The 21,366-nt window shown below is 44.2% G+C and carries 15 protein-coding genes; all 15 read right to left on the reverse strand.

Annotated elements, in window-relative coordinates; translation table 11 throughout:
• Positions 1-24: 24 nt before the first annotated feature.
• Positions 25-1,056: a zinc-dependent alcohol dehydrogenase gene (locus gpAD87_RS12265; RefSeq protein WP_063565196.1), complete on the reverse strand. Its 1,032-nt coding sequence runs from the start codon at positions 1,054-1,056 to the stop codon at positions 25-27.
• 60 nt (positions 1,057-1,116) lie between these two features.
• Positions 1,117-2,397: an aminotransferase class III-fold pyridoxal phosphate-dependent enzyme gene (locus gpAD87_RS12270; RefSeq protein ID WP_064638654.1), complete on the reverse strand. Its 1,281-nt coding sequence runs from the start codon at positions 2,395-2,397 to the stop codon at positions 1,117-1,119.
• Positions 2,398-2,430: 33 nt separating this feature from the next.
• On the reverse strand, positions 2,431-3,585 hold the full coding sequence (locus gpAD87_RS12275) for a glycosyltransferase family 2 protein (RefSeq protein ID WP_064638655.1): 1,155 nt from the start codon (positions 3,583-3,585) through the stop codon (positions 2,431-2,433).
• A 353-nt stretch (positions 3,586-3,938) separates the two neighbouring features.
• Positions 3,939-4,505 carry a TetR/AcrR family transcriptional regulator gene (locus gpAD87_RS12280; RefSeq protein ID WP_063565199.1) on the reverse strand — a complete coding sequence of 189 codons (567 nt, stop codon included), beginning with the start codon at positions 4,503-4,505 and terminating at the stop codon, positions 3,939-3,941.
• Between the two features lie 224 nt (positions 4,506-4,729).
• Positions 4,730-6,208: an Lsa family ABC-F type ribosomal protection protein gene (locus gpAD87_RS12285; RefSeq protein WP_064638656.1), complete on the reverse strand. Its 1,479-nt coding sequence runs from the start codon at positions 6,206-6,208 to the stop codon at positions 4,730-4,732.
• Between the two features lie 542 nt (positions 6,209-6,750).
• The gene (locus tag gpAD87_RS12290; RefSeq protein WP_064638657.1) at positions 6,751-8,451 is read right to left on the reverse strand and encodes an NAD-dependent malic enzyme; all 1,701 of its coding nucleotides are present in this window, start codon (positions 8,449-8,451) and stop codon (positions 6,751-6,753) included.
• A gap of 283 nt (positions 8,452-8,734) precedes the next feature.
• The gene (locus gpAD87_RS12295) at positions 8,735-9,130 is read right to left on the reverse strand and encodes a VOC family protein (protein WP_063565201.1); all 396 of its coding nucleotides are present in this window, start codon (positions 9,128-9,130) and stop codon (positions 8,735-8,737) included.
• A 156-nt stretch (positions 9,131-9,286) separates the two neighbouring features.
• Positions 9,287-9,670: a hypothetical protein gene (locus tag gpAD87_RS12300; protein ID WP_064638658.1), complete on the reverse strand. Its 384-nt coding sequence runs from the start codon at positions 9,668-9,670 to the stop codon at positions 9,287-9,289.
• Between the two features lie 186 nt (positions 9,671-9,856).
• Positions 9,857-10,462 carry a pentapeptide repeat-containing protein gene (locus tag gpAD87_RS12305; RefSeq protein ID WP_064638659.1) on the reverse strand — a complete coding sequence of 202 codons (606 nt, stop codon included), beginning with the start codon at positions 10,460-10,462 and terminating at the stop codon, positions 9,857-9,859.
• A 212-nt stretch (positions 10,463-10,674) separates the two neighbouring features.
• Positions 10,675-11,388 carry a glycosyltransferase gene (locus gpAD87_RS12310; RefSeq protein WP_064638660.1) on the reverse strand — a complete coding sequence of 238 codons (714 nt, stop codon included), beginning with the start codon at positions 11,386-11,388 and terminating at the stop codon, positions 10,675-10,677.
• A gap of 140 nt (positions 11,389-11,528) precedes the next feature.
• Positions 11,529-12,626, reverse strand: coding sequence for a Gfo/Idh/MocA family protein (locus tag gpAD87_RS12315; protein WP_064638661.1), 1,098 nt, complete (start codon positions 12,624-12,626; stop codon positions 11,529-11,531).
• A 12-nt stretch (positions 12,627-12,638) separates the two neighbouring features.
• A complete protein-coding gene (locus gpAD87_RS12320) occupies positions 12,639-13,562 on the reverse strand; it encodes an AraC family transcriptional regulator (protein ID WP_024634223.1) in 924 nt (307 codons plus the stop codon).
• 18 nt (positions 13,563-13,580) lie between these two features.
• Positions 13,581-14,585: a Gfo/Idh/MocA family protein gene (locus tag gpAD87_RS12325; RefSeq protein WP_231952525.1), complete on the reverse strand. Its 1,005-nt coding sequence runs from the start codon at positions 14,583-14,585 to the stop codon at positions 13,581-13,583.
• A 238-nt stretch (positions 14,586-14,823) separates the two neighbouring features.
• Complete coding sequence (locus gpAD87_RS12330; protein ID WP_231952526.1) at positions 14,824-15,582, reverse strand: YheC/YheD family protein; 759 nt, start codon at positions 15,580-15,582, stop codon at positions 14,824-14,826.
• 227 nt (positions 15,583-15,809) lie between these two features.
• On the reverse strand, positions 15,810-21,008 hold the full coding sequence (locus tag gpAD87_RS12335; RefSeq protein WP_082935104.1) for a S8 family serine peptidase: 5,199 nt from the start codon (positions 21,006-21,008) through the stop codon (positions 15,810-15,812).
• Positions 21,009-21,366 lie beyond the last annotated feature (358 nt).

A 21,366-nucleotide genomic window follows, 5' to 3' on the forward strand; every position in this document is an offset into this window, starting at 1 on the left:
GCAAACCCGACAATGTCTACATACTTACAAGATCAGAGCTGTTTTAACCGAATTCATGGGCAATTTCTCTCCGCTACGCAGATGATACCCAATTGTCCCATTGAATGCCTGTTCATAATCACTCAGCAGTTCCTTGGAGGTAACCATTTGCTCCAGTTCCGGAATACTTTGTGCAAATTTCAATGCTGTACTGATCATCGAGTGATTAGCTACCGCACCAATGATACTAATACCATCATTAATTACGGCAGTTGATTTGAACGTCACCTCATAGCTGTCGTCATAACCCATAGGAATGATCTTGCCGCCTTTGGCAATCATCTCAAATCCCACATGAAGCTGGTTACCAACCGCGTCCACTACAATATCAAACTTCTTGTTATTATTGATCTCGTATACTTTATCCAGTGTCAGATCCTGAGGATAGAACACATGATCCGCGATCTCTGAAGCGAACTCTTTGCGGAATGGATCAACTTCCGTGCCTACAGTAAGCCTTGCCAATCGTTTGCTCACAAGCTGACACAGAGAACCGATTGCACCAGAACCGAGGACCAGTACAGAGTCACTTGGCTTAGTCCCTGCTTTCATGAACGTCTGAAGTACACATCCCAGTGGTTCGATCATCATAGCGGTTTCCCAGCTCATGGAATCCGGGATGGCATAGATATACTTCTCATCCCCTACGTAATATTCTGCAAATGTACCGTGCGTCGTCATCCCTACTTGATAGTCATCAAAATTCTCGCAATAGATGAAAAGACCTTCACGGCAATAGGAGCAGGTACCGCAAGATTGCGTGGGATCAACCAATACCCGATCACCTATCTTGAAGCCACGAACTTCGTCGCCCACCTCAACCACTGTACCTACACCTTCATGACCAATAATCGTTCCTTTATTCGCCGGCACTTTGCCTTTGACAATATTCAGGTCTGTACCGCAGATGCCTGAACCATAGATTTTAATTTTCACCTGGTTTGGCTTTTGTATGGTTGGCTCATCAATATCCTGGTAAGTCACCTGTTTAAGATCCTGATATACGAGTGCTTTCATTGAATATTCCTCCTAGTCGATGTTCTTATTTGGATGAAATTTTAAACGTTTTCGTAAATCTCAATTCGAAAGGTGTTCCTGTTTCAGCATTTCTTTCCAGTCGGAAAGTGTCTGCAAGAGAGCTTCCTCCACCCACAATAATTCATCCCGGGTATGAGCATCTGAGAAAATAAAGTACCCTTTGGTAAAAATTCCGAAGTGGGCCATTCTTTTGACCATAAACTCACGGAACGGATCGGTGTGAAAGTTTTCCTCTGAAATAGAGCTAATGGAGAAGCTCGCATAGGTACCCTTCAACACCAATTGATCGGTTAATCCAAGAAGTACGAGTTCAGCTTCAATCAGATCCATAATCCGAATAGTAGCCTCGCGCCAGCTAGGCCATACTTTAGCGCTTTTCATCAATCGCTCACATGCAATCGCTGCCGCAAGCGCAGTGGTCTCGCTGGAATGCGCATTGCTGAATCTGACCTGTCCTGATAATGACATCAGATGTTCCGGTCCCATTACGGCTGCAAGTGGCAGTCCATTCGCCATGCCTTTGGAAATACAGAGCAGATCCGGCCAGATGTCATACTCCCCAGCTGTAGCTTGCTTGCCCATTCGAATGCCGGAGGTGACTTCATCAAATATGACAATGATATCCAATGACCTACAAAGGGTTACAACTTGCGCCAACGGCTCACGTTTCCATTCATTTGGACAAAGGACAATGCAGGCGATATCCTCGGGAGAGGATTGGATTTGGGCCTCGATACGCTCTGGTGAGGGCTTATCTATCCAGATTGTTGTGCGTTCGATATCCACGGGGATGCCTCGTTCTTTCGTTTCACGGCCATAGTATCCATAGGCAGACCAGTCATGCCAGCCATGATAGGCCGTCGCGATGACCCTGCTTTTTCCACTTCCCGCACGAGCCAGACGTACGGCTCCACTGACGGCATCGGCGCCACTTTTGGTGAATCGCAATGAGGGGTAGCGACCTTCAAACCGTTCCAAAATCAATTCAGCGCATTCAAGCTCAATGTCAGCAGGAATAGAATAACTTGTCCCTTTTTTCAGCTGATGGATGACAGTCAGTTGAACTTCATGCCGTGCATGCCCCCATGGAGCCGTACCCATAGCCATCTCACAATCCAACCATTCATTTCCATCGATATCTATAAAACGGGAATTGCGTGCCTCTGCGCAGCATACGGGTGTATATCCCGGAAATAATCGTTCTGGTGCTTTGGCTAACGTACTGCATCCGCTCGGAATAACCTTTTCGACATGTTCCAACCACTCCAGATTCCGTGTAAACCTTACGGCACGATCCAGCGTGCTCTCTTTTGATTTCACCTTTGGTTCCTCCCTGTTTACTTGGTTTGTGAGTTAGCGAACTTTGGAGCCTGGCCAGCAGCCATCATATATGCGATCCATGGTGATGACATTGCCATACAGATCAATAATCAGATCTTTAGCCCGATGAGCATGTCTCATCTCGATCCAGTAACGGTTTTCCAGCAACCGGGCGAAATTGTCCACCAGAAACAATAATCGGTTCTCGCTATGAATCAGCTCCTTGCCCAGAACCTGCGGCAGCCAGATAGCTCCATTAGAGTTAAAACGGTTGGAATAGTCACGTACCTCAGCAACAGGTGCAATGTCAGCTTCCTCCAGCTTGGTCCAGAACGTATCCGCGTCACTGCGAACTTCTGCAAGATCAATGCCAACGATCGGCAGATGATGATATTCACTCTGGCTATCCAGCTGTTCTTTCAGATGACCGAATACGAATGGCCAAACATCGGCCTCAATTTCCCCACCCCACTTTTTCCAGAAACGTGCCAGATTGTTTTTCCGGTTAAAGTTGCGATGAATGCCACTGCTCCGTTCCCAGTGATAGGCGCGAATATTCGGATTAATGACAGTATCATATCCGGCTGCCCGTGCTCGCATCTGATAATCAAAATCCTCATATCCGTTAAAGAACTTCTCATCCAGCTCGCCTACCGTTTCATACACTTCTCTCTTCATGCCGAACATGGCGAATACAACAAGCTGAACTGAAAATGTTTCCTTCGGAATGTCTTCAGGCGAAGCGTTCAGAAATAAGTGGCGACCAATTGTATCGGCAAATGCAATACCACAATGCTGCACACCTCCCGTTTGCGGATAGAGCAGAACACCGCCAATCATACCGATCGTAATGTCGCTGTCCATCGTCTCTTTCATCATTGATTGCCAGTTCGGTTGAAGAATCGTATCGGAATCCAGGAAGAAAATATAATCTCCCTCTGCTCGCCGAAGTGCGCTATTGATTGATACAGCACAACCGAGTGGAAAATCATGCTGAAGAATTTCAATTGTTACACCTTCTCTAACCTCTTGTTTCATTTTCTCCAAATGCTGTAAGACAGCAGAACCGGAACCATCGTTGATAAAAATGATTTGAGTGGACGGGCTTACTGTCCGTAGCAATGAGTCCGTGAAAAGGTTCAAAATGTTATAGTCCTGGTTAACTGGCACAATAATGGTGTAAAGCATGGAATCCCTCCTGTTGGATATGATGGAATGCGTACAAAAGCGAGTTGAAACGTTATCGAGTTCAGCGCAGATTATCGACCTCCTTATCGCAAATTCACTGTCTTAATTTGGTAATGATTTGAATCTACTAGAAATTTATATCATTTTTTGTAAGTTTTAAATCTTAAATTCTGAACTCTGTTAAAATATGAATATGTACTGAAAAGAAAATATGCACCTTTCAATTAGCGCCCATAGCTATCTCTCCACGCAAAAAAACACCTCCACAGTGAGTCTCGTATCCAATGACACGACTGACTCCACAATGGGGTGTTATATTGCATTATTGTATGTTGTTATAAGGTAGAGCCTACTTATCTGGCCCTAAAGCCATGATAGAACGTATCCACAACCAGAGAAGCTGCTGATTTACGCGCAATATCACCACTTACAACCTGCTGCCACGTCAGAAACAGGATAGAATACAGCACATCTACAATCCAGTTTTTATTGACATCCTGGCGAAAATAATTCTTTTGCTGCAACAAGCTGACCGCATGCAGTATAGGCTCTCTCAGCTTCAAATCTGCTCCCTCAATCTCAGGGTTATAGTGTATAGCTGCATCATGGGTAAGGAAAAATATTTTATCTCCTAACGGAATAAGCACTTCAATTAATTGAGGAATATATGTTTCACAGTTTTCCTCATCCAGCTGAATGTTTTGCATGGCCTCACTGACCACCTCGATCGCACGCAAGCCCAGATAAACCATTAATTGTTCACGACTCTCCACGTAACGATGAAGGGTCGCAATGCCGATTTTTGCAGAGTCTGCGATATCATTCATGGATGCATTGGGCTTTTCAATCAGCAGTTTGGTTGCTTCGTCCAGGATGGAATTAAGTCTCGTTTGCTTCATCGATGTCATTTCTTTTTTCAACGGGTTTACACCTCTTGGGGAGTTTATTCTATAAATTGATTCAATGATCCATCATTTGATTAGCTGTGACTATAAAATTATAGCATAGTTGCTCATAATTCCGATGTCTGAACACGTAACAAGCATCACCTATGATTGGTGATGTATTGCAAAGATAGATGTGATGATTAAAAGCCGCCAAGCGGCGGCTCTTAGAATTTATATCTTTTTTCTTTCCCTGTTGCTTATAGCTCGATAATTCTTGTTGCAATATTTGCGCAAAAATCACTGTCATGCTCTACAAACAGAAGGGTTGGGGAGTACTCCAGCAGCAAGTCTTCAATTTGCATACGAGAGATGACATCAACAAAGTTAAGGGGTTCATCCCAAATGTGCAAATGAGCTTGCTCACTGAGACTTTTAGCAATCAGCACTTTCTTTTTTTGGCCAGCGCTATACGTTGAGATATTCTTCTCCAATTGCAACCTAGAAAAATCCAGCTTTCTTAGGATGGATTTAAACAGGCTTTCATCGATTCCCTGCGTGACAGCATAGTCAGATAAATGGCCTCCGAGATTCGACGTGTCCTGCGACACATACGAGATTTTAAGCTGGTGATCCTTTCGAAAACAACCTGTATAAGGGATATTCTCATCACAAATCAGTTTAAGGATGCTTGATTTCCCCGATCCGTTTTTACCATAAAGCGCAATACGATCCCCTTGTTCAACTGTGAAATTCACGTCCTTACATACCATATTGGAGCCGTATGCAATCGACACATGTTCCAATTCGACAAGTTCTTTTTTGTGAAAATCCAGTTGATGAATCTGTAGACGTTCTGCACTCTCAATATTTTTCAGAAGTTTGGACTTCTCATGAATGGCGGATTGCTGTCTCTGCTCGATATTTTTGGAACGTTTCATCATTTTGGCAGCCTTGTGTCCAATATAGCCTTTATCCACCTTAGAACCGGAATTTCTCGTACCATTTTTGGTTCTTTCCACTTCATGCGACCATCCACCCGTCCGTTTGGCAGAATCGGATAAACGCTTGATGTCCTTTATTAATTTTTCATTATTTGCAAGTTCAAACTGATCTTGCCTTTGTTTATTTTCCCACCAAGCGGAGAAGTTCCCTTTCTGAATCTCGATGTTATTTTTATTAATGGACAGGATGTGGTCTACGCTGTTATCCAAAAAGGATCGATCATGTGACACCAGAATAAATCCACTTTTGCTGCGAAGATAATTACTAACGAGTTTTCTGGCATGAATATCGAGATGATTGGTAGGTTCATCAATGAGCAAAAATCGATTATCCTTCAGAAACAAGGCAGCCAGCATCACCTTCGTTTGTTCTCCGTTAGACAAGGAATCGAAAGGCCGATACAGGATATCTTCCGAAACTTTTAACAGGTTAAGCTCACGCACAAGCTGCCATTGTAAATATTCAGGATAGACATCTTCAATGATATCGAGGGTCATAACTCCTTTATTCTCAACCTGAAAAGGAAAGTACTCAAAGCTGACATTCGCAGAAATAGTTCCGCTGTATTCATATTTACCAAGCAGCAGTTGGAGGAATGTCGTTTTACCTCTGCCGTTCCTTCCGGTAAAGCCCAATTTCCAATCGGAGTCCAGCTGAAAACTCACATTTTCAAATATATTATCGTAACTGCCATCATAGGCAAAGGTTAGGTTGGTAACGTTGATTAAAGACATAAAGATCATCCTTTTTATGTGAAATATAAAAGTTAACCGACGGGGTATTTACCACGACATGGTCCCTCACTTTATATTTGAACATAATCAGAATTTCAGTCCGCCCTTGAATGAATGACACATTCCTTCTGTCATAGTGATTAGAATATCCTCAAATGAAAAAACGCAAAAAAGCCCCCATTCACCGGTGCTTTTTTGCGTTACATCAACCTGACTATACGATAAAGAAACCTGGCGTCCAAAAATTTAACGCCAAGATGATCTATGCATAGGAGGATAAAGTGCCGGATTCTGATTAGTCATGTTGTGAACCATGTCAGTGTTCATGTTCGTTGACAGGTTCACATAAACATCTACAACCTCTAATTCAGTCATCGCTCTATCCCCCTTTAAAAGCTCAATAATTTAATACCAGAAACTTAACATGGAATACAACCATGGGTCAAGGCGAGAAATCATGTCGATCCCTTTTAAACTCCACCTTACACCCGACCCTCATGGATTTATAGTCACCATGCGCTGTATTCAATTTATTTCAATTATTAAACGGCCGCATACAGCGGTTTGTACACCGGATGCCACATGGCAGCTTTTACCGCCTCTTCAACGTCTTTCAGCTCTACACGCGCAACGCCATCTTCCACTGCCGCCTTAGCGACCGCCACTGCAACTTTGTACGAAACAGCATGTAGTTCTTTCACTCTTGGCAGAAGTGGAGCACCTGGTGCAGAGGAATCTACCGAATTAGCTACGGCCACTGCAGCTGCGGTGAACATGTTTTTGGTGAACTTCGATGCTTTTGCAACAATCGCTCCCAGGCCCAAACCAGGGAACACAAAAGCATTATTGGATTGACCAATTTCATATAAAGTGTCATTAAACATGACAGATTCAAATGGACTGCCTGTTGCAATCAATGCTTTGCCATCCGTCCATTCAATCAGACTTCTTGGTGCTGCTTCGGCAAGCGAAGTCGGGTTGGACATTGGCATAATGATTGGACGTTCCACATGCTTCGCCATTTCTTTGATAACTTGTTCATTAAAAGCACCTGTCACACCGGAAGTGCCGATCAGAATCGTTGGTTTGATCTGTTTCACAGCTTCCAGCAAGCTGACCTGCCCTAACTCATTCAATGCCCAATCTTTCACTTCCGCAGCTTTACGCACATATGGTTTCTGGAATTCAAATAGACCTTCCGTCTCATCGGTAAGGATTCCGCGGTAATCGAAAGCCCAGAACCGGTTCTCAGCTTCCTCCCTCTCAAGTCCTTCTTCCATCATGGCGTCAAGAATCTGATCCGCGTTACCAATACCAGCGGCCCCTGGTCCAAATACAAGGATACGATGCTCACGAAGTGGCACACCCGTCACTTGAACTCCGGACATAATCGCCGCAAGTGTGACCGCACCCGTTCCCTGAATATCATCATTAAACGTAAGCAGTTCTTCCCCATATTTTTGTATAATATTTCTGGCATTCACGCTGCCCAGGTCTTCCCAGTGAAGCAGGATATCCGGGAACCACTTTGTTGTTTCTTTCACAAAGGCTTCGATAAATTGATCATATTTTTCCCCGCGAATCCGTTCATGACGGTTACCCACATACAATGGATCATTCAGCAATTTGGGATTATTGGTTCCGACGTCCAGCACAACAGGTAATACGCGGCTTGGATCAACGCCTACGGCTGCTGTGTATACCGCGAGTTTACCAATGGCAATTTTAATGCCGCCAACGCCCCAGTCTCCGATGCCCAGAATACTTTCCGAGTCGGTCACCACAATCAAATCCACATCTCCAGCATGTAATCCACTGTTGCGGAAAGCTTCTTCCAGTCCATCCATATCATTAATGGATAAATATAAACCACCCGGTCTGTGGTACTGATGGCTATATTCCTGGATAGCTTGTCCGACCGTAGGTGTATACACAATCGGCAGCATTTCACTAAGGTGATCCTTCATTAGACGGTAGAATAGTACAATATTTCGGTTGAACAAATCACTAAGCATGATGCTTTTTCGCAAATTATTCGATTCATTCTGCAATTGCTGATATACTCGACTCACTTGTTCTTCAATATTTAAAACCATCGGTGGCAAGATGCCATTCAGGTTGAGCTCTCTTCTTTCTTCTTCGTTAAAGGCAGTACCCTTGTTCAACATGGGATTGGACAGAACATCCTTACCTTTCAAAGAGGTTTTTAAGTTTCCATTGGAATCCACAAAAAATGAGTTCATTTACTAATTGCCTTCTTTCATGATGTCTCTTGACGTTACGTCTTTTTAATGTATTTTTAACACTTAATAACTTTTGGTTAGTTATGGTTCTTCCGATGACAATTATAAAATATTTTCTATGGTATGTAAACGAACTCATGAAACTTTCATGAATGAAATTCAATTTCATTTCGATAAATAAAATTTATCACTTTGTCATTTTTCAACAAATTCATTTTATAATCAGATTATCGTAGAATACAAAAAAAGCCACGAAATTTCGTGGCTTCAGTGGAATTCATTTTTATAGTTTTCCAAATGATGGACGAGGTCCTTTGGTTGGATCTTCCCCTTCGATGAGACAGTATGCTTCAAGTGTGATTCCACCTGGCGCCTGAAGATAAAAGGTGTAGGAACCATGAACAATAGCCGGGCTTTCTACCTGAATTCCATCGTTCTTGAGACGTTGGTTCAAGTTATCCACCTCTTCCTTACTGTCTTGTGGGAACCCTACATGGAAAGTTTCTGGATATTTGATATCCTTGCCATACATTAAGTTTAATAAAAATCCATCGTCGTCGGTCATAGCCGCAAATGCTTTACCTGCATTGACGTAACAGGTTAATCCAAAATATGTTTCGAGAAAATGTTGAACCTCAATAACGTCAGTTACCGTTAAGTTTAAGTGATTAATTTTCATATGAACTGCCTCGATTCTTCTATCAATTTATCTCGAAAATAAAGTATCTAGATTATCAAGATAAATTAATTCTAAATCAATTCATATCTCTAGTCAATGTAGTACCTGAACCATTTTATGTAATATGTCCCCCCTTGCTGCGTTCAACAGTCAAATTCACGGAACATAGGCATCCTCTACCTCAACCTTTCGTTCATTTCCGTTTACAATGTATCTTACGTGAATGACATTTCCTTTCTGAAATTGGGGAATATGTGTAACCGGGATATATGTCTCTACAATCGTGGGAAAGGTACGGCCGTCAACTTGGGTTACGGTCAAATCCAGTCGCACTCCAGGCCTTCCATCCATACTGGATGAAGTTTGTGTAATATCATGAATAACCGCCTCTGCGGGAATTCCCTCCGTTAAAATGCTTTTTCGAAAATGCTGTTTCTGTTTATTGTTACGGAGCAGTTTAAATACCATAATCATAGTGATTGTGCCTGTTATAATCCCAAAGCCAATAACAGCAACAATAGTAATTAATGCAGTCGTCATAATGGCCTCCTTTTATTTGAAACTTATGTTTACTATTTCTTGTTTATATCTCTTATTCCTGCAAAATTTGTTTGAAATGGAAATTATCCATATCAAAAAAAGCCACCGTGTTGGTGGCTTCATGCAGTTTATGAAGTTTTGAATTTTCTATATTACTGGCAGGAACTGTAGCAGTATATGTTCAACTTAATCTACTTTCGCACCATAAGAGCGTACAAACAAAACGGCTTGTTCGCGATCCAAACGTACGCCTTTAATATCCAATGATTTCAGATCGATTCCTTCCAGGTTAGCGCCTCTAAGATCGGCCCCTTGCAGCTTGGCTCTGCTTAAAATTGATCTTGTGAGATCACAGTCTCTCAGATCCGCTTTGGTAAAATCCGTGTCCGTAAAGTCGGCTTCAAAGAAACGAATTCCTCGCAAATCCTGTTTGCCTAATCGGGTATGTCTCAGATTCGTATAAGACCAATCACCCTGACTTAGTGTAATACCATCCATTTGTGCACCGGAAAAGTCCGATCCCGTCATCTTGCAGGAGGTGAATTTGGAAGCGAAAAGATTAGCACCACCAAATAAGCAGTTTTCAAACGCCGACTCTCTATGGATGGAGCCATTCATGGAAGCACCTTTAAAGTCACACTCGATAAAACGGCAGTTGCTTGTCTCGATTTCTTCCATCGAAGCGTTCATAAAGGTACACTGTTTGAAAACACAGCTGATTAGTTCTCCATAACGCAAATCACGTCCCTCAAAATGTACAGCTTCATATTCCTGATCCTTATATTGATACATCTCGTACACCCCATCTTGTATGATTATCATGTGTTCACCATTAAAAGAGCTTTTTATAATATACCATACGGATGTCAAGTACCTGCTTAAACACCTACTAAAGTCAAGGATCTTTTTTTCAAAAAACGTAGCTACTTCAAATAAAAAAACCGCGAAAATCGCGGCTTTTGGCTCCATAAATGTGTTTAGCTAGTACTTCAATCAGGTTCCCTCTATAATTCCTTATCTGCATATGATCTAAAATTTTCCGTGACTGCTAACCGTTTGCTTCCTTCCAGATAAAAGCTATCATCTGCTCTCCAGGTATGACTTTTTTTATTTTGTCTCCGGTGATACACATAGTTATATGGTGACGTAGCATAGGTTTTGAATCCTCTTTTTCTGCATTGTCTTAGAAAGGTTACATCTTCTCCAATGGAACGATCCGTGAATCGGACCTTCTTCAATATCTCCCTTTTGAACAGAAGTGTGCCACCTTGTATAAATTCCACATATTTATTCTTCTCTTTGGGTGATCTGACCAGCAGTGTTTTTGAAGCCCCCAAGTAAACGAGGCACGAATGTTTGCCTACGATATCGCTTTTCGTTCTTCTTAGTCCATTTACTTGTTCTTTCAAATAAAATGGCGAGTAGTAGTCATCATCATCAAATTTGGCGATCAACGGGAATTGGGCTCGGGTAATCCCGGCATTCAGGCTTTGTCCAAGCGATATGCTTTCTGGTACTTGATAGACGCTAACATTCGCATGTTTTCGAACACGATTTTGATATAATTGCAGATTCATACTGTCATGATTCAAAATGATGATAAGCTCTTTTCCCTTATAACGCTGTCGATTGTAATTTTGCAGGATGTTGTCAAAGAATTGTGGACGATTGGTACATACAATAATGGAGACACCGTATCCCGATTTATTTGCAGTCATGACATACCCTCTTCTCTGCACATATATGTTTTTTCATCATACGTTCAGAAGTAGAGAATGGTATAGACAAATGGATAGCGTATAAAAGACCAAAAAACCTTTATCCTCCTGAGGAGGATAAAGGTTTTTTGGAATGTATTCTAGGCTTGACTGGATTCGTTCATGTAAACGGCTTTACCTGTACGAGCGGACTCATAGAGTGCCTCCAGGATCTGTGAAACCACCAAAGCCTGTTTAGGAGTTACAACCGGCTCCAGATCTTTATCGATCGCTTCAATCCATTTTCTCATCTCTACATCCGGTGCACTTTCACTCTTTCCATCGTAGAAAGCGACTCCGCCTGCACTCAGTTCAATTTCGTTAGTGTACAAACGGCTGAATTTCTCTCCATTGATGCGTAGGCCATTCTTCATATCCGCACCCGCTTCGCTTCCGCTCAAGCTGCATTTCGCTTCATCCACGTCCAGTGAATTGAGCGCCCAGCTGGATTCCAGCATAATTGTCGCACCATTCTCCATTACGATCATACCAAAAGCGGAATCTTCAACCGAGAATTTTTCCGGGTCCCACGGGCCCCATGCATTCGCTGCATTTTCTCTTTGTGAAAGCTCGTGATACGTTGTGCCCAGAACAACCTTCGGTTGATAGTTATCCATCATCCACAGCGTCAGATCGAGTGCGTGTGTACCGATGTCAATCAACGGTCCGCCGCCTTGTTTCTCCTCATCAAGGAAAACACCCCAAGTAGGTACTGCTCTTCTTCTGATCGCATGTGCTTTGGCAAAGTAAATCGAACCCAGTTCGCCAGCTTCACACAGCTGCTTCAGGTACAAGCTGTCTTCTCTGAAACGGTTATTGTATCCGATGGTCAGTTTTTTACCAGTACGTTCGGCTGCTTCAAGCATTTTTTGCGCTTCAGCAGATGTCTTGGCCATTGGTTTTTCACACATGACGTGTTTTCCGGATTCCAGTGCAGCAATCGAAATCTCTGCGTGAGAGATATTTGGCGTAAGAACATGAACAATATCAATCGTTTCATCCTGAAGTAATTCTTGATAATCCGTGTATACCTGCGCTTCGGAACTACCATACTTTTCTTTGGCTTCTTCTGCACGTTCCTGAACGATATCACAGAAAGCAACCAGTTCTACACTATCAAGCTTGCTCAGACTTGGCAGATGTTTGCCGTTTGCAATCCCGCCACAGCCAATAATCCCTACACGATACGTTTTACTCATATCTAATCACCCTCACTTTTGGTTTGGTTGTTTCATTTTACGGAAAGCCGATGGGGTCATCCCCAGACGCTTGCGAAATACAGCATGTAAATAATTAGCATTGGTAAACCCTGAAGCCAGGGCAATTTGTTCGATGGAAACATGACTTTCTTCCAGATTGCGGCACACCGCTCGCAGGCGGATATCCTCCAACACACGGCTGAAAGGCATTTCCGGCTGTACCTGATAAAAGATTCGTTGCAGTTGTCTGCTGCTAATATGTAGCTTCTCCGCTACATTCTCCAGCGTTACTGCTGAGGGATGATTTGCCTCCATATACTGAATGGCATAATCGTACCTGTACACAGACATGTCTCGCACAGGAGCCTCCGCCCGATTCCCCCCGATATCGTAGGCTCGGACGGTCTTCAGCAGAATACTGATCACCTGCTGCTTAATGGACGTGTAATATCCAATTAGTTTACGGTCACAAGCCTCATAAGCTTCCAGGAAACAGTTCATGGCGCGATGATAATCATGTACCGGAGCAAGAGGAAGTGTTCTAAGCTTTTCGATCGTTTCCTCTGACTCTGCTGCCTCCCACGGATCTACACCCTCTCTGGGATGTTCAATGATATCCACATGCAGGCATAATTCATCCATGGCCTCTTGGGAATCCGCCTCCTGATAATGAACAAGACCCGGACCCGTTAAATACAGCATGCCTTCAGAGAGCGGATGCATCTCATCCCCCAGAATGACTTTTCCTTTCCCTCTCGGGATGAAATGTAACTCGAATTCCGCATGGTTATGAAAATCAACGATTCTGCCTGCTGGAAAAGAAGTCAGATGAAATCGCAGAACTCGTATCTCGTAGTGTCCCCACAGGATCGAGACATCCAATCTTTCCAGGATATCCTGTCGTTCAAGCATCTTCTCAAAAGGATATCGGCTCAATGCGGCACCTCCCAAACCCTATCCCTGTAACTCCTTCAAGGAGATTTTGCGCCCTTCCTTCGCAGAAAGGTTGGCAGCCTCCATCAGGCGAGTCAATTGAGTAGCCGTCTGCAAATTCTCGGTAGCAATCGTATCATTCTGAATATGGGATACCCACTGGCTGAATGCGCTTTCTCTTCTGTCCAGCAAAGGAATCTCTGTCCATTCCTTCTGTTGATCTGAACCAACATTCGTGCGGATTAGCAGCTTATCCTCTGGTGTTCCGTATAAAAGTGTGCCTTCCGTACCATGAACCTCTATCGCAAACGGCGAATGACTGTTCACAAACCCAGCCTCGACTACACCGATTGCTCCGGAATCCGTAAATAACGTAGCAACCGCGTTATCTTCCACTTCTTTTCCAGTAACATATCCGAAATTAGCATTAACCCCAGTCACTTCTTGACCCAGGAACAGATTCGTCAGATACATCGGATGACAACCGAGGTCAATTAATGCCCCGCCCTGACAATCTTCCAGATGATAAAAATGCTCAGGCAGCCAATTGCCAATCGCACCGTTATGCGATAAACGCACACGAACATAAGTCACCTTACCAAGTAGTCCTTGGTTCAGAACATCTTGAATCGTTAATGTATATCCATCGTTCAAACGCGGTAAAGATACCGTCATTTTCACTCCGTTATCCTGTACATCCGAAATGATCGTATTTACTTCTTTAATCGTTGAAGCGATAACTTTTTCTGTGAAAATGTGTTTGCCCGCTTTCGCAGCAGCAGTGATCACATCTTCGTGAAGACGTGTCGGTGCATCCACAATGACGGCATCGATGTTGTCCTGTGCCAGCATATCTTCCAGAGAAGCATAGAATGGCACGTTCAGACGTTCAGCAGCTTCCTGTCCGCGCTCGGCATCTTCATCCCATACAGCAGCCATCACCGTATCTTCGTGCTCCTGAGCCTGTTTAATATAATCCCAGGCGTGTACGTGCCATAAGCTTATTTTACCTATTCGAATGGTCACTATGATTAACCTCCATACTATATGATATTCTGACATCTAACTATAAATTAACACAGACCTGATCTAATTTTAATAGGAACTTACGACAATAACTATATAAAATTACGACATCAATTAGAATGACCTTCTTAAGAAAACAAGCAAAAAAAGCTTCCTGCTCACCAAGTCGTGATAATAGGAAGCTTTCTCTGCATGTAACAATTCGGAATCAAGGATGTCCAAAGTTAGGTTGAAGATTTTATGGCTTATGATCTGTGTAACGGAAGTACCGGATTACCTTGCGATACATCGTCTTGTCTTTTAATTGATTAAATATATAAGGGTCCGGCTTGGCATTCACTTCAATGACCCAAGGTTTCAGACTTTGATCCAGTCCAATATCCACGCCAATTCCCTTCAATCGAGTGTATTTCTTATTCATATGACGAGCGATCACAACACCAAGCTCATTCATTTCCTGAATCAGTTCTTTGCTGCGCTTTGCGGATACGTGAGATTCCAGTAGTTTGTGAATATCCACTGGCTGACCGCCGTTATGATAATTGGTTACTATTTTTTGGGGATGTGCAAGTCGACCAATGACCCCCGTTGCTTCCCACAGCTGTTTTGGGCTTAACTGCACCATGACGCGGATATCAAAGCGCCTTTTATTGTGTTTTAGCAGATGAATCCCTCTCTGAATGAGATAGCTTCGCTGCTTCACAACGTGTGCAAGACTTTTATAGAACGAATCAAAGCTATTAAACGTCAGACGTTTTTGATTCATCTGATACGCAAAATTCTGTTGATTTTCCATCTCAGCCTTAATGACGCCCACTCCATGAGTTCCTATTTCAGGCTTGATATATAACATTCCATATCTGGCTATCATAGATTTTAGATTCACCTTGTTAAACTTTTGTGTATCAGGTATGAACGGTTTTATTGAATCATTATTGATAAGCTGCTTTGTTTTTAGCCATTTGCTTCTTAACGGTTGTGATTTCTCAATACCCACAGATCGTTCCTCCAGTCTTCATATTGAACACATATCGCTGTTTCATTAAGTTGATGCATCATATGCAATATCATTGAACGAATCTTAGGCAATACTTCTTGAATTTACATACAAAAAGCCGACAAGCCCCTCTTCTTTGGGCTTGTCGGCTTTTCACTTTATATTTTCAAATCATCGTTTCTGTTTCAATTTGAAGCTGGAATATAAGCATCTCCGTGATGCTTCGATTAAGGTAACAGATTTTCGTCAACTGGCACATTCGTGTCGGGAGCTTCTGCTGCAGATACGAATAACCGTCCTGGCGCTTCCACTTCGACTTTGTTTCCTGCTGCATCCTGAGCACGGATCACGATCACTCCACCCTCAAGCACCAGCGAAGAAGCGGTGGTATAGGTACCTGTATAATGACCAGGTTCCGTTTCCACCAATGGAATCTCTGCGCCAGCCTGTGGGCTCAAATTGGATGGCAGTTCAATCCGGAAAGAAGACTGTAATTTGGGGATACTGTCAAACGAAACCGTTACGGTTTCTCCTGCCACAATCCGTACATCCTCAGCCGGAGAGATATTGGTCAGTTCAGGCAAAGACGTTTCCACATAAACAGTCCGTGTCACGGTTGTTTTATTGCCTGCAATATCTGTCGCAATGATTGTAATCGTGTTCTTGCCCTCATTCACAAGTACGCGGTGATTAAAACTTCTGTCTTGCTCCAATTTCACCTTCTGTCCGTTAATGGTCACTTTGTCGAGGAATTGGTCCTGTACATCGCCCGTCACATGAACCACTTCTGTGTTAGTTCGACTTGCTTCTTCAGGTGTAAGGACCGTTAACACAGGTGCTGTCTGATCCAAGATGATCACAACTGGAAGGGAGCGATCGGTCGTTTTTCCGTTAACTACCGCCTCGGCAGTAATCGCATTAACCCCTGAACGAAGTTTAACATTCAGCTTAAATTTTCCATTCTCCACTGTCGTTGTTCCCGCTACTTCTTTTCCATTATATACCTTGATCTGGGCTCCTGAAGCTGGAGAAGTTCCAGACACAACAAATGTCGACTGATTGGTATAGGTGCTCGTCGGTTGTGTGAGTACAGGTGCATTCACTGGATATTTCACCACTGCACGAATCATATAGTTACCCTCTTCTGCTGGTGCAGTACTCCATACGCCACCTACACGCTGCCAGCTCCGCCCTGCATTCACACCGTTTTCATCGGTTGCGAGTCCAGGTGCGCTCGTTCCAACAGCAGTCTGCACATACACGATATAGAAATCGCCTTGTACCACTACTGGCTCAGGGAATTCAACGGTTGTCCACTGATCATTGCGCAATGCCGTACCGTCGAAAGGTCCTGCCAGCAATCGGCCTGGCGCTCCACCCGATCCGGAGGCATCATAGACGGCATATTTGAATGCTGTTCCACCTGGTACAGGCCATTGTGTATTCCAGAATCGAAGTGATGCACCTGTAAGCTGTGCTGTCTCTAGTTCTGGCGTCATACGTACAGCCCATGCGTTATCTGCGGCAACAAAGGCTCTTGCATTTTCAGCCGTTCCATCGTCATAAGCGATTTCACCAGGAAATCCGATAAACGGTTTTAAGGCAACTTTCGCTTCAACTGTACCGTCTCCAGGTACTGTTACATTTACCGTTTTGCTATAGTAGTCCGTCGCGATGATCGATAACGTATAGCTTCCTTCCAGAACATCCAGAGCAAATTTACCGTCTGCTCCTGTGCGTACAGCACCTACTTGAGCATCTTCCAACACAAGAACGGATGCTCCAGCTATAGGTTTTCCTGTCCGCTCATCGCTTACAGTACCTTCAATCTTTCCTTGGGGAATGCTTTCCAGATTGAAGTTGGCTGTTGCTCCACTACCGTCCGTGATAGTTACCGTCTTCGTCTGAGGATAATACCCATAGGCCTCAGCCTTTAACGTGTAATCACCCGCCACGTGAGTGAAACTGTATTTGCCTGTTGTCGGGTCCGTCTTCACTGAACGTCCTGTTTCCAGAACAGTGACCGTTGCACTTGCAGGCAAACTTTGCGGCGTTACAGAACCTGTTCCAGGTTTCTGCACTTCAGGCTGTTCCTGTTTGGTTTTATTAAATTCGGCCTTGTCCGTACTTGAAACTTTGTACCAAGAAGTATCATATTCCGGCTTAGGCTTGTCACTGTTCAGAACAACTGCCGTATCTTTCGTAACCGTCTCAGCGGCGATACCCAGAATGCGGAAGTCATCGATGTACCAGCCTTGCTTGACGACACTGCTGTCCGAAGTCAATCTGAACCGGAATTGAACTTCATTCCCCTTCAATGCAGCCAGATCGTAAAATACCGGAGTCCATTGTTTTCCATTTGAAGAATGAGAGAATTTACCGAGCTCCGACCATGTGTTGCCACCGTCTTTCGTGGCTTCAACATAACCGTAATCGTATCCACTTTCGATTTCATACCAATGATTGAACGTCAGCGTAGCTTGATCCACCTGAGTTAGATCCACGACTGGCGATACCAGAGAATAGTTAGAACCGTTCTCATAGGTACTGTCCAGATCGGTTGCCCAAACATTCGGCGGAGAAACCGCACTGGCAGGTCCAACAACAGGTACTCCGCGTTCCCACTCGTCCTTGGTGCCGGAATGAGTCCACCCATTGTCACTGTTGCCATCAAAGTGATCGATGAAGATATCTTCAGGGACCTCCACGGTCACGGATACCTCATTCGACTGATCACTCTCATTGCCACTATAATCAAGAGCGGCTACCGTATAAAAATAAGTCGAATCTGTTACTGTAGCCGTATCCGTAAATGTCGTTGCAGATGTATTTCCGAGCAATTCATAACCTGTGCCTGAATTCGTTGAACGATATACGTTGTAGGATTTCAGATCCTCATCGTCCGATCCCGTCCAGGACAAGTTTACATTCCCCAGTATGTCGGCAGAAGCGGACAATCCGCTTGGTGCTCCCGGAGCAATATCATCTGGAGTTTGTACTGAAAAGTCATCGATATACCAACCAGCCTTTTGGACGGAATTGTCACTGGTCAGATTAAACTTGATAAATACCTGTTGACCGGCGTATTCACGCAAGTCAATATATTGCGTTTTCCAGCCTCCACCGGCACCTGTAAAGCTCAATGCCTCTTCAAATACGAAGCCACTATCCTCTGTTGCAATGTACACTTTACCAAAATCGATATTGCTCTCCAAATCATACCAGTGCTTGAAGGATAACAATGCTCCCTCAGGGCTCTGGGTAAGATCAATTGGTGGTGCGAGTAAGTAAGCATTACTGTTGGCAGCATAAGTCCCAGTCAGATTAGTTGCAATCACTTTGTCACCAGAGTAGGCACTTCCAGGTCCACTCGTTGGTGCTCCCCATGCCCAAGTGTTGCCAACTCCACCCGAGGTAAAGCCCAGATTGTCTTCCTCGAAATCTTGCAGATACCCAGGCTGGACTCCATTGGAGACAGCAACCTTGTAAACTTCACTCTCGAATCCGTTGTTGCCATAATCATTGACCCGAATATAATACTCCAAGCCTTGTGACTCGATCAGAAATGCCGGAATTGTCGCTGTGTAGGTTCCATCTTTGGCATCCCCAGCTACTCGATTCATCGGCAGATATACGTATTGGCTCGTGCCCGTTGTTTTGGCAAATGCCTCCACTGTGGTTACACCGACATTATCGGTAACACGCGCAGTCAGTGGAATATCAAGCCCCGTAAAGGCAGAATTGACAGGCGTATGTTCCAGGACCGGCGCTTCCAGATCGTCACCTGCTGTGACAACCCTGCCAGATACCGTGCCTATGCCTTCGAGGACAGAGCCCACAGCATCCAGTGCATTGATAATGCCGTGACCGTAACCGTTATTTGGCGAATTTGGATACCGGCTGTCTGTTCTCGGTGTCGCTGTATCCATAATGATCTGCTCTAACTGATCAACCGTAAGGGAATGATTAGCTTGAAGCAGGAGTGCGGCCAGTGCAGTGGTATGCGGGCCTGCCATGGACGTGCCGTTCCAGCCACCCTCATATACTCCGCCCGGAACAGAGGAACGGATGTTAACACCTGGAGCCGAAACTTCCGGCTTAATTTCCTCATAAGGGGAAGGACCAAGAAGGGAAAAAGAAGCCAGATTCCCGTTGATATCCGTTGCTCCCGTAGCGAAGCTCTCTGGATAGTTCGCAGGGTTCGCCACCGAACCTGGACCTCCCGGATTCGTCAGTGTCACATTCCCGGCTGAGAATTCCGGAAAGATCTGTGCATCACGCCAAGCCTGAACCATTGGACGGAACCACTCGTCCAATCCTGCACCACCACCCCAAGAATTGTTAACCACATCCGGGGCAAGCTCAGGGTGCAAGTTTCCTTCAGCATCCACTGGAGCAATCAGCCATTGCCCACCATCCAGTATAATGGCATCCGTGGTACTCGGATTGAAAATCCGAACGGCAATCCATTTTGCTCCGGGTGCAACCCCGATCTTGTTGGTCCCGTTCGCTTCGGAGCCTACCATCGTACCCATGGTATGTGTACCATGACCGTCTCCATCCGCAGGAAGCGAAGCATTGCTATGGGGATCGTACCAGCTTAGTTCGGGATCAACGATATTTCCCGAAGCATCAAGCCCTCTCCATTTGCTGCGAAGGGCTTGATGCGTGTAATCGACCCCGCTGTCCAGGTTGGCAACAACGATTCCTGTACCGTCGATTCCTTTATCCCAGACTGCTGGCGCGTTGATAGAATCGATATTCCATTCTACGTTCTCTGTCTGCAGGCTCTTATCGTTAGCCGCTGCGCTTTCTTTCGCTGGCGACTCTTTTGCCGGGGTCGTTGTAGTGTCTGCCGCAGGAGCTGCGGTTGCTTTTTCATTGCTAATCTCGGTTTTCTGCAGAAAACGCTCCTCATTTGGCAATATTTTATCTACCTCAGGCAGAAGTGCAATCTGTTCCATGACTTCTTTGGTGCTCGTTACTGCCAGTGCATTAACGATGAAATAGCTTTTATATTCTTTGACCTTGCCAAGGTCAAGTTCCTTTTCAAGAAAACTTTCAAGTGTGTACTGAGATCGCGAGGCCGTTTCCCGCAGAGAGCTGACAACGGTGCTTCGTACCGACAGTTTCGTTGCCGAAGCCGTTTGCTTTTCGATTGTTTCCTTTTGCATGGCTTGTTTGGAGACAGAGGCAGTATCTACCTGTTCTTTCATTTTCACCAGATAAGTTACATAATCATTACTCTCAAATTCCTTGCTTAATTTGGCGTTGACTTTGGAAGTAGTGATTTTATCCGAACTGGATTTCATGTCAATCTTCTGCGATGCGGCGTTTTCAGCTGAAACCGGTTGTATGATAGATAATGCAAGGAGAAGCGACAGACCCATGGACAGCGGCTTGCGTAAACGATTCATCTTTATCAAACTTTTCCACTCCTTTTACCCGGTTTTTGTAATACAGTGATTTACTGTATCCATTTCTAAAAATGAAAACGATGAAACGGCCTCAACATGGGCAGACGTGTTGCGTTCATTTATATCAAGCCTCACCTCCTTTACAGGACAGGTTATTAAATTACATCGCATGTGAAAGATTATAGATAGCCAAATTTAGCGTATATGGAAGAGGTGAATTTCAGATCAATTAATCTTGTGGGTGGAAGTTTATTCGCATTCATTAAGGAGGGTAATCACCGGCGTTAGCAAGAACGCTTACTTTACATGGGAGTATGATTGATCTGGATAGATCAGGAGATTTCTTGAATATGTACAAACACTCTTA

The sequence above is a fragment of the Paenibacillus sp. AD87 genome (genome assembly GCF_001659845.1).
Taxonomy (GTDB): Bacteria; Bacillota; Bacilli; order Paenibacillales; family Paenibacillaceae; genus Paenibacillus; species Paenibacillus marchantiae.

Bases quoted from the DNA above. Each gene is read 5' to 3' on its own strand.
- gpAD87_RS12310 (WP_064638660.1), bottom strand. From the start codon at position 11,388: ATGACTGCAAATAAATCGGGATACGGTGTCTCCATTATTGTATGTACC.
- gpAD87_RS12290 (WP_064638657.1), bottom strand. From the start codon at position 8,451: ATGAACTCATTTTTTGTGGATTCCAATGGAAACTTAAAAACCTCTTTG.
- gpAD87_RS12275 (WP_064638655.1), bottom strand. From the start codon at position 3,585: ATGCTTTACACCATTATTGTGCCAGTTAACCAGGACTATAACATTTTG.
- gpAD87_RS12315 (WP_064638661.1), bottom strand. From the start codon at position 12,626: ATGAGTAAAACGTATCGTGTAGGGATTATTGGCTGTGGCGGGATTGCA.
- gpAD87_RS12300 (WP_064638658.1), bottom strand. From the start codon at position 9,670: ATGACGACTGCATTAATTACTATTGTTGCTGTTATTGGCTTTGGGATT.
- gpAD87_RS12295 (WP_063565201.1), bottom strand. From the start codon at position 9,130: ATGAAAATTAATCACTTAAACTTAACGGTAACTGACGTTATTGAGGTT.
- gpAD87_RS12285 (WP_064638656.1), bottom strand. From the start codon at position 6,208: ATGTCTTTAATCAACGTTACCAACCTAACCTTTGCCTATGATGGCAGT.
- gpAD87_RS12265 (WP_063565196.1), bottom strand. From the start codon at position 1,056: ATGAAAGCACTCGTATATCAGGATCTTAAACAGGTGACTTACCAGGAT.
- gpAD87_RS12305 (WP_064638659.1), bottom strand. From the start codon at position 10,462: ATGTATCAATATAAGGATCAGGAATATGAAGCTGTACATTTTGAGGGA.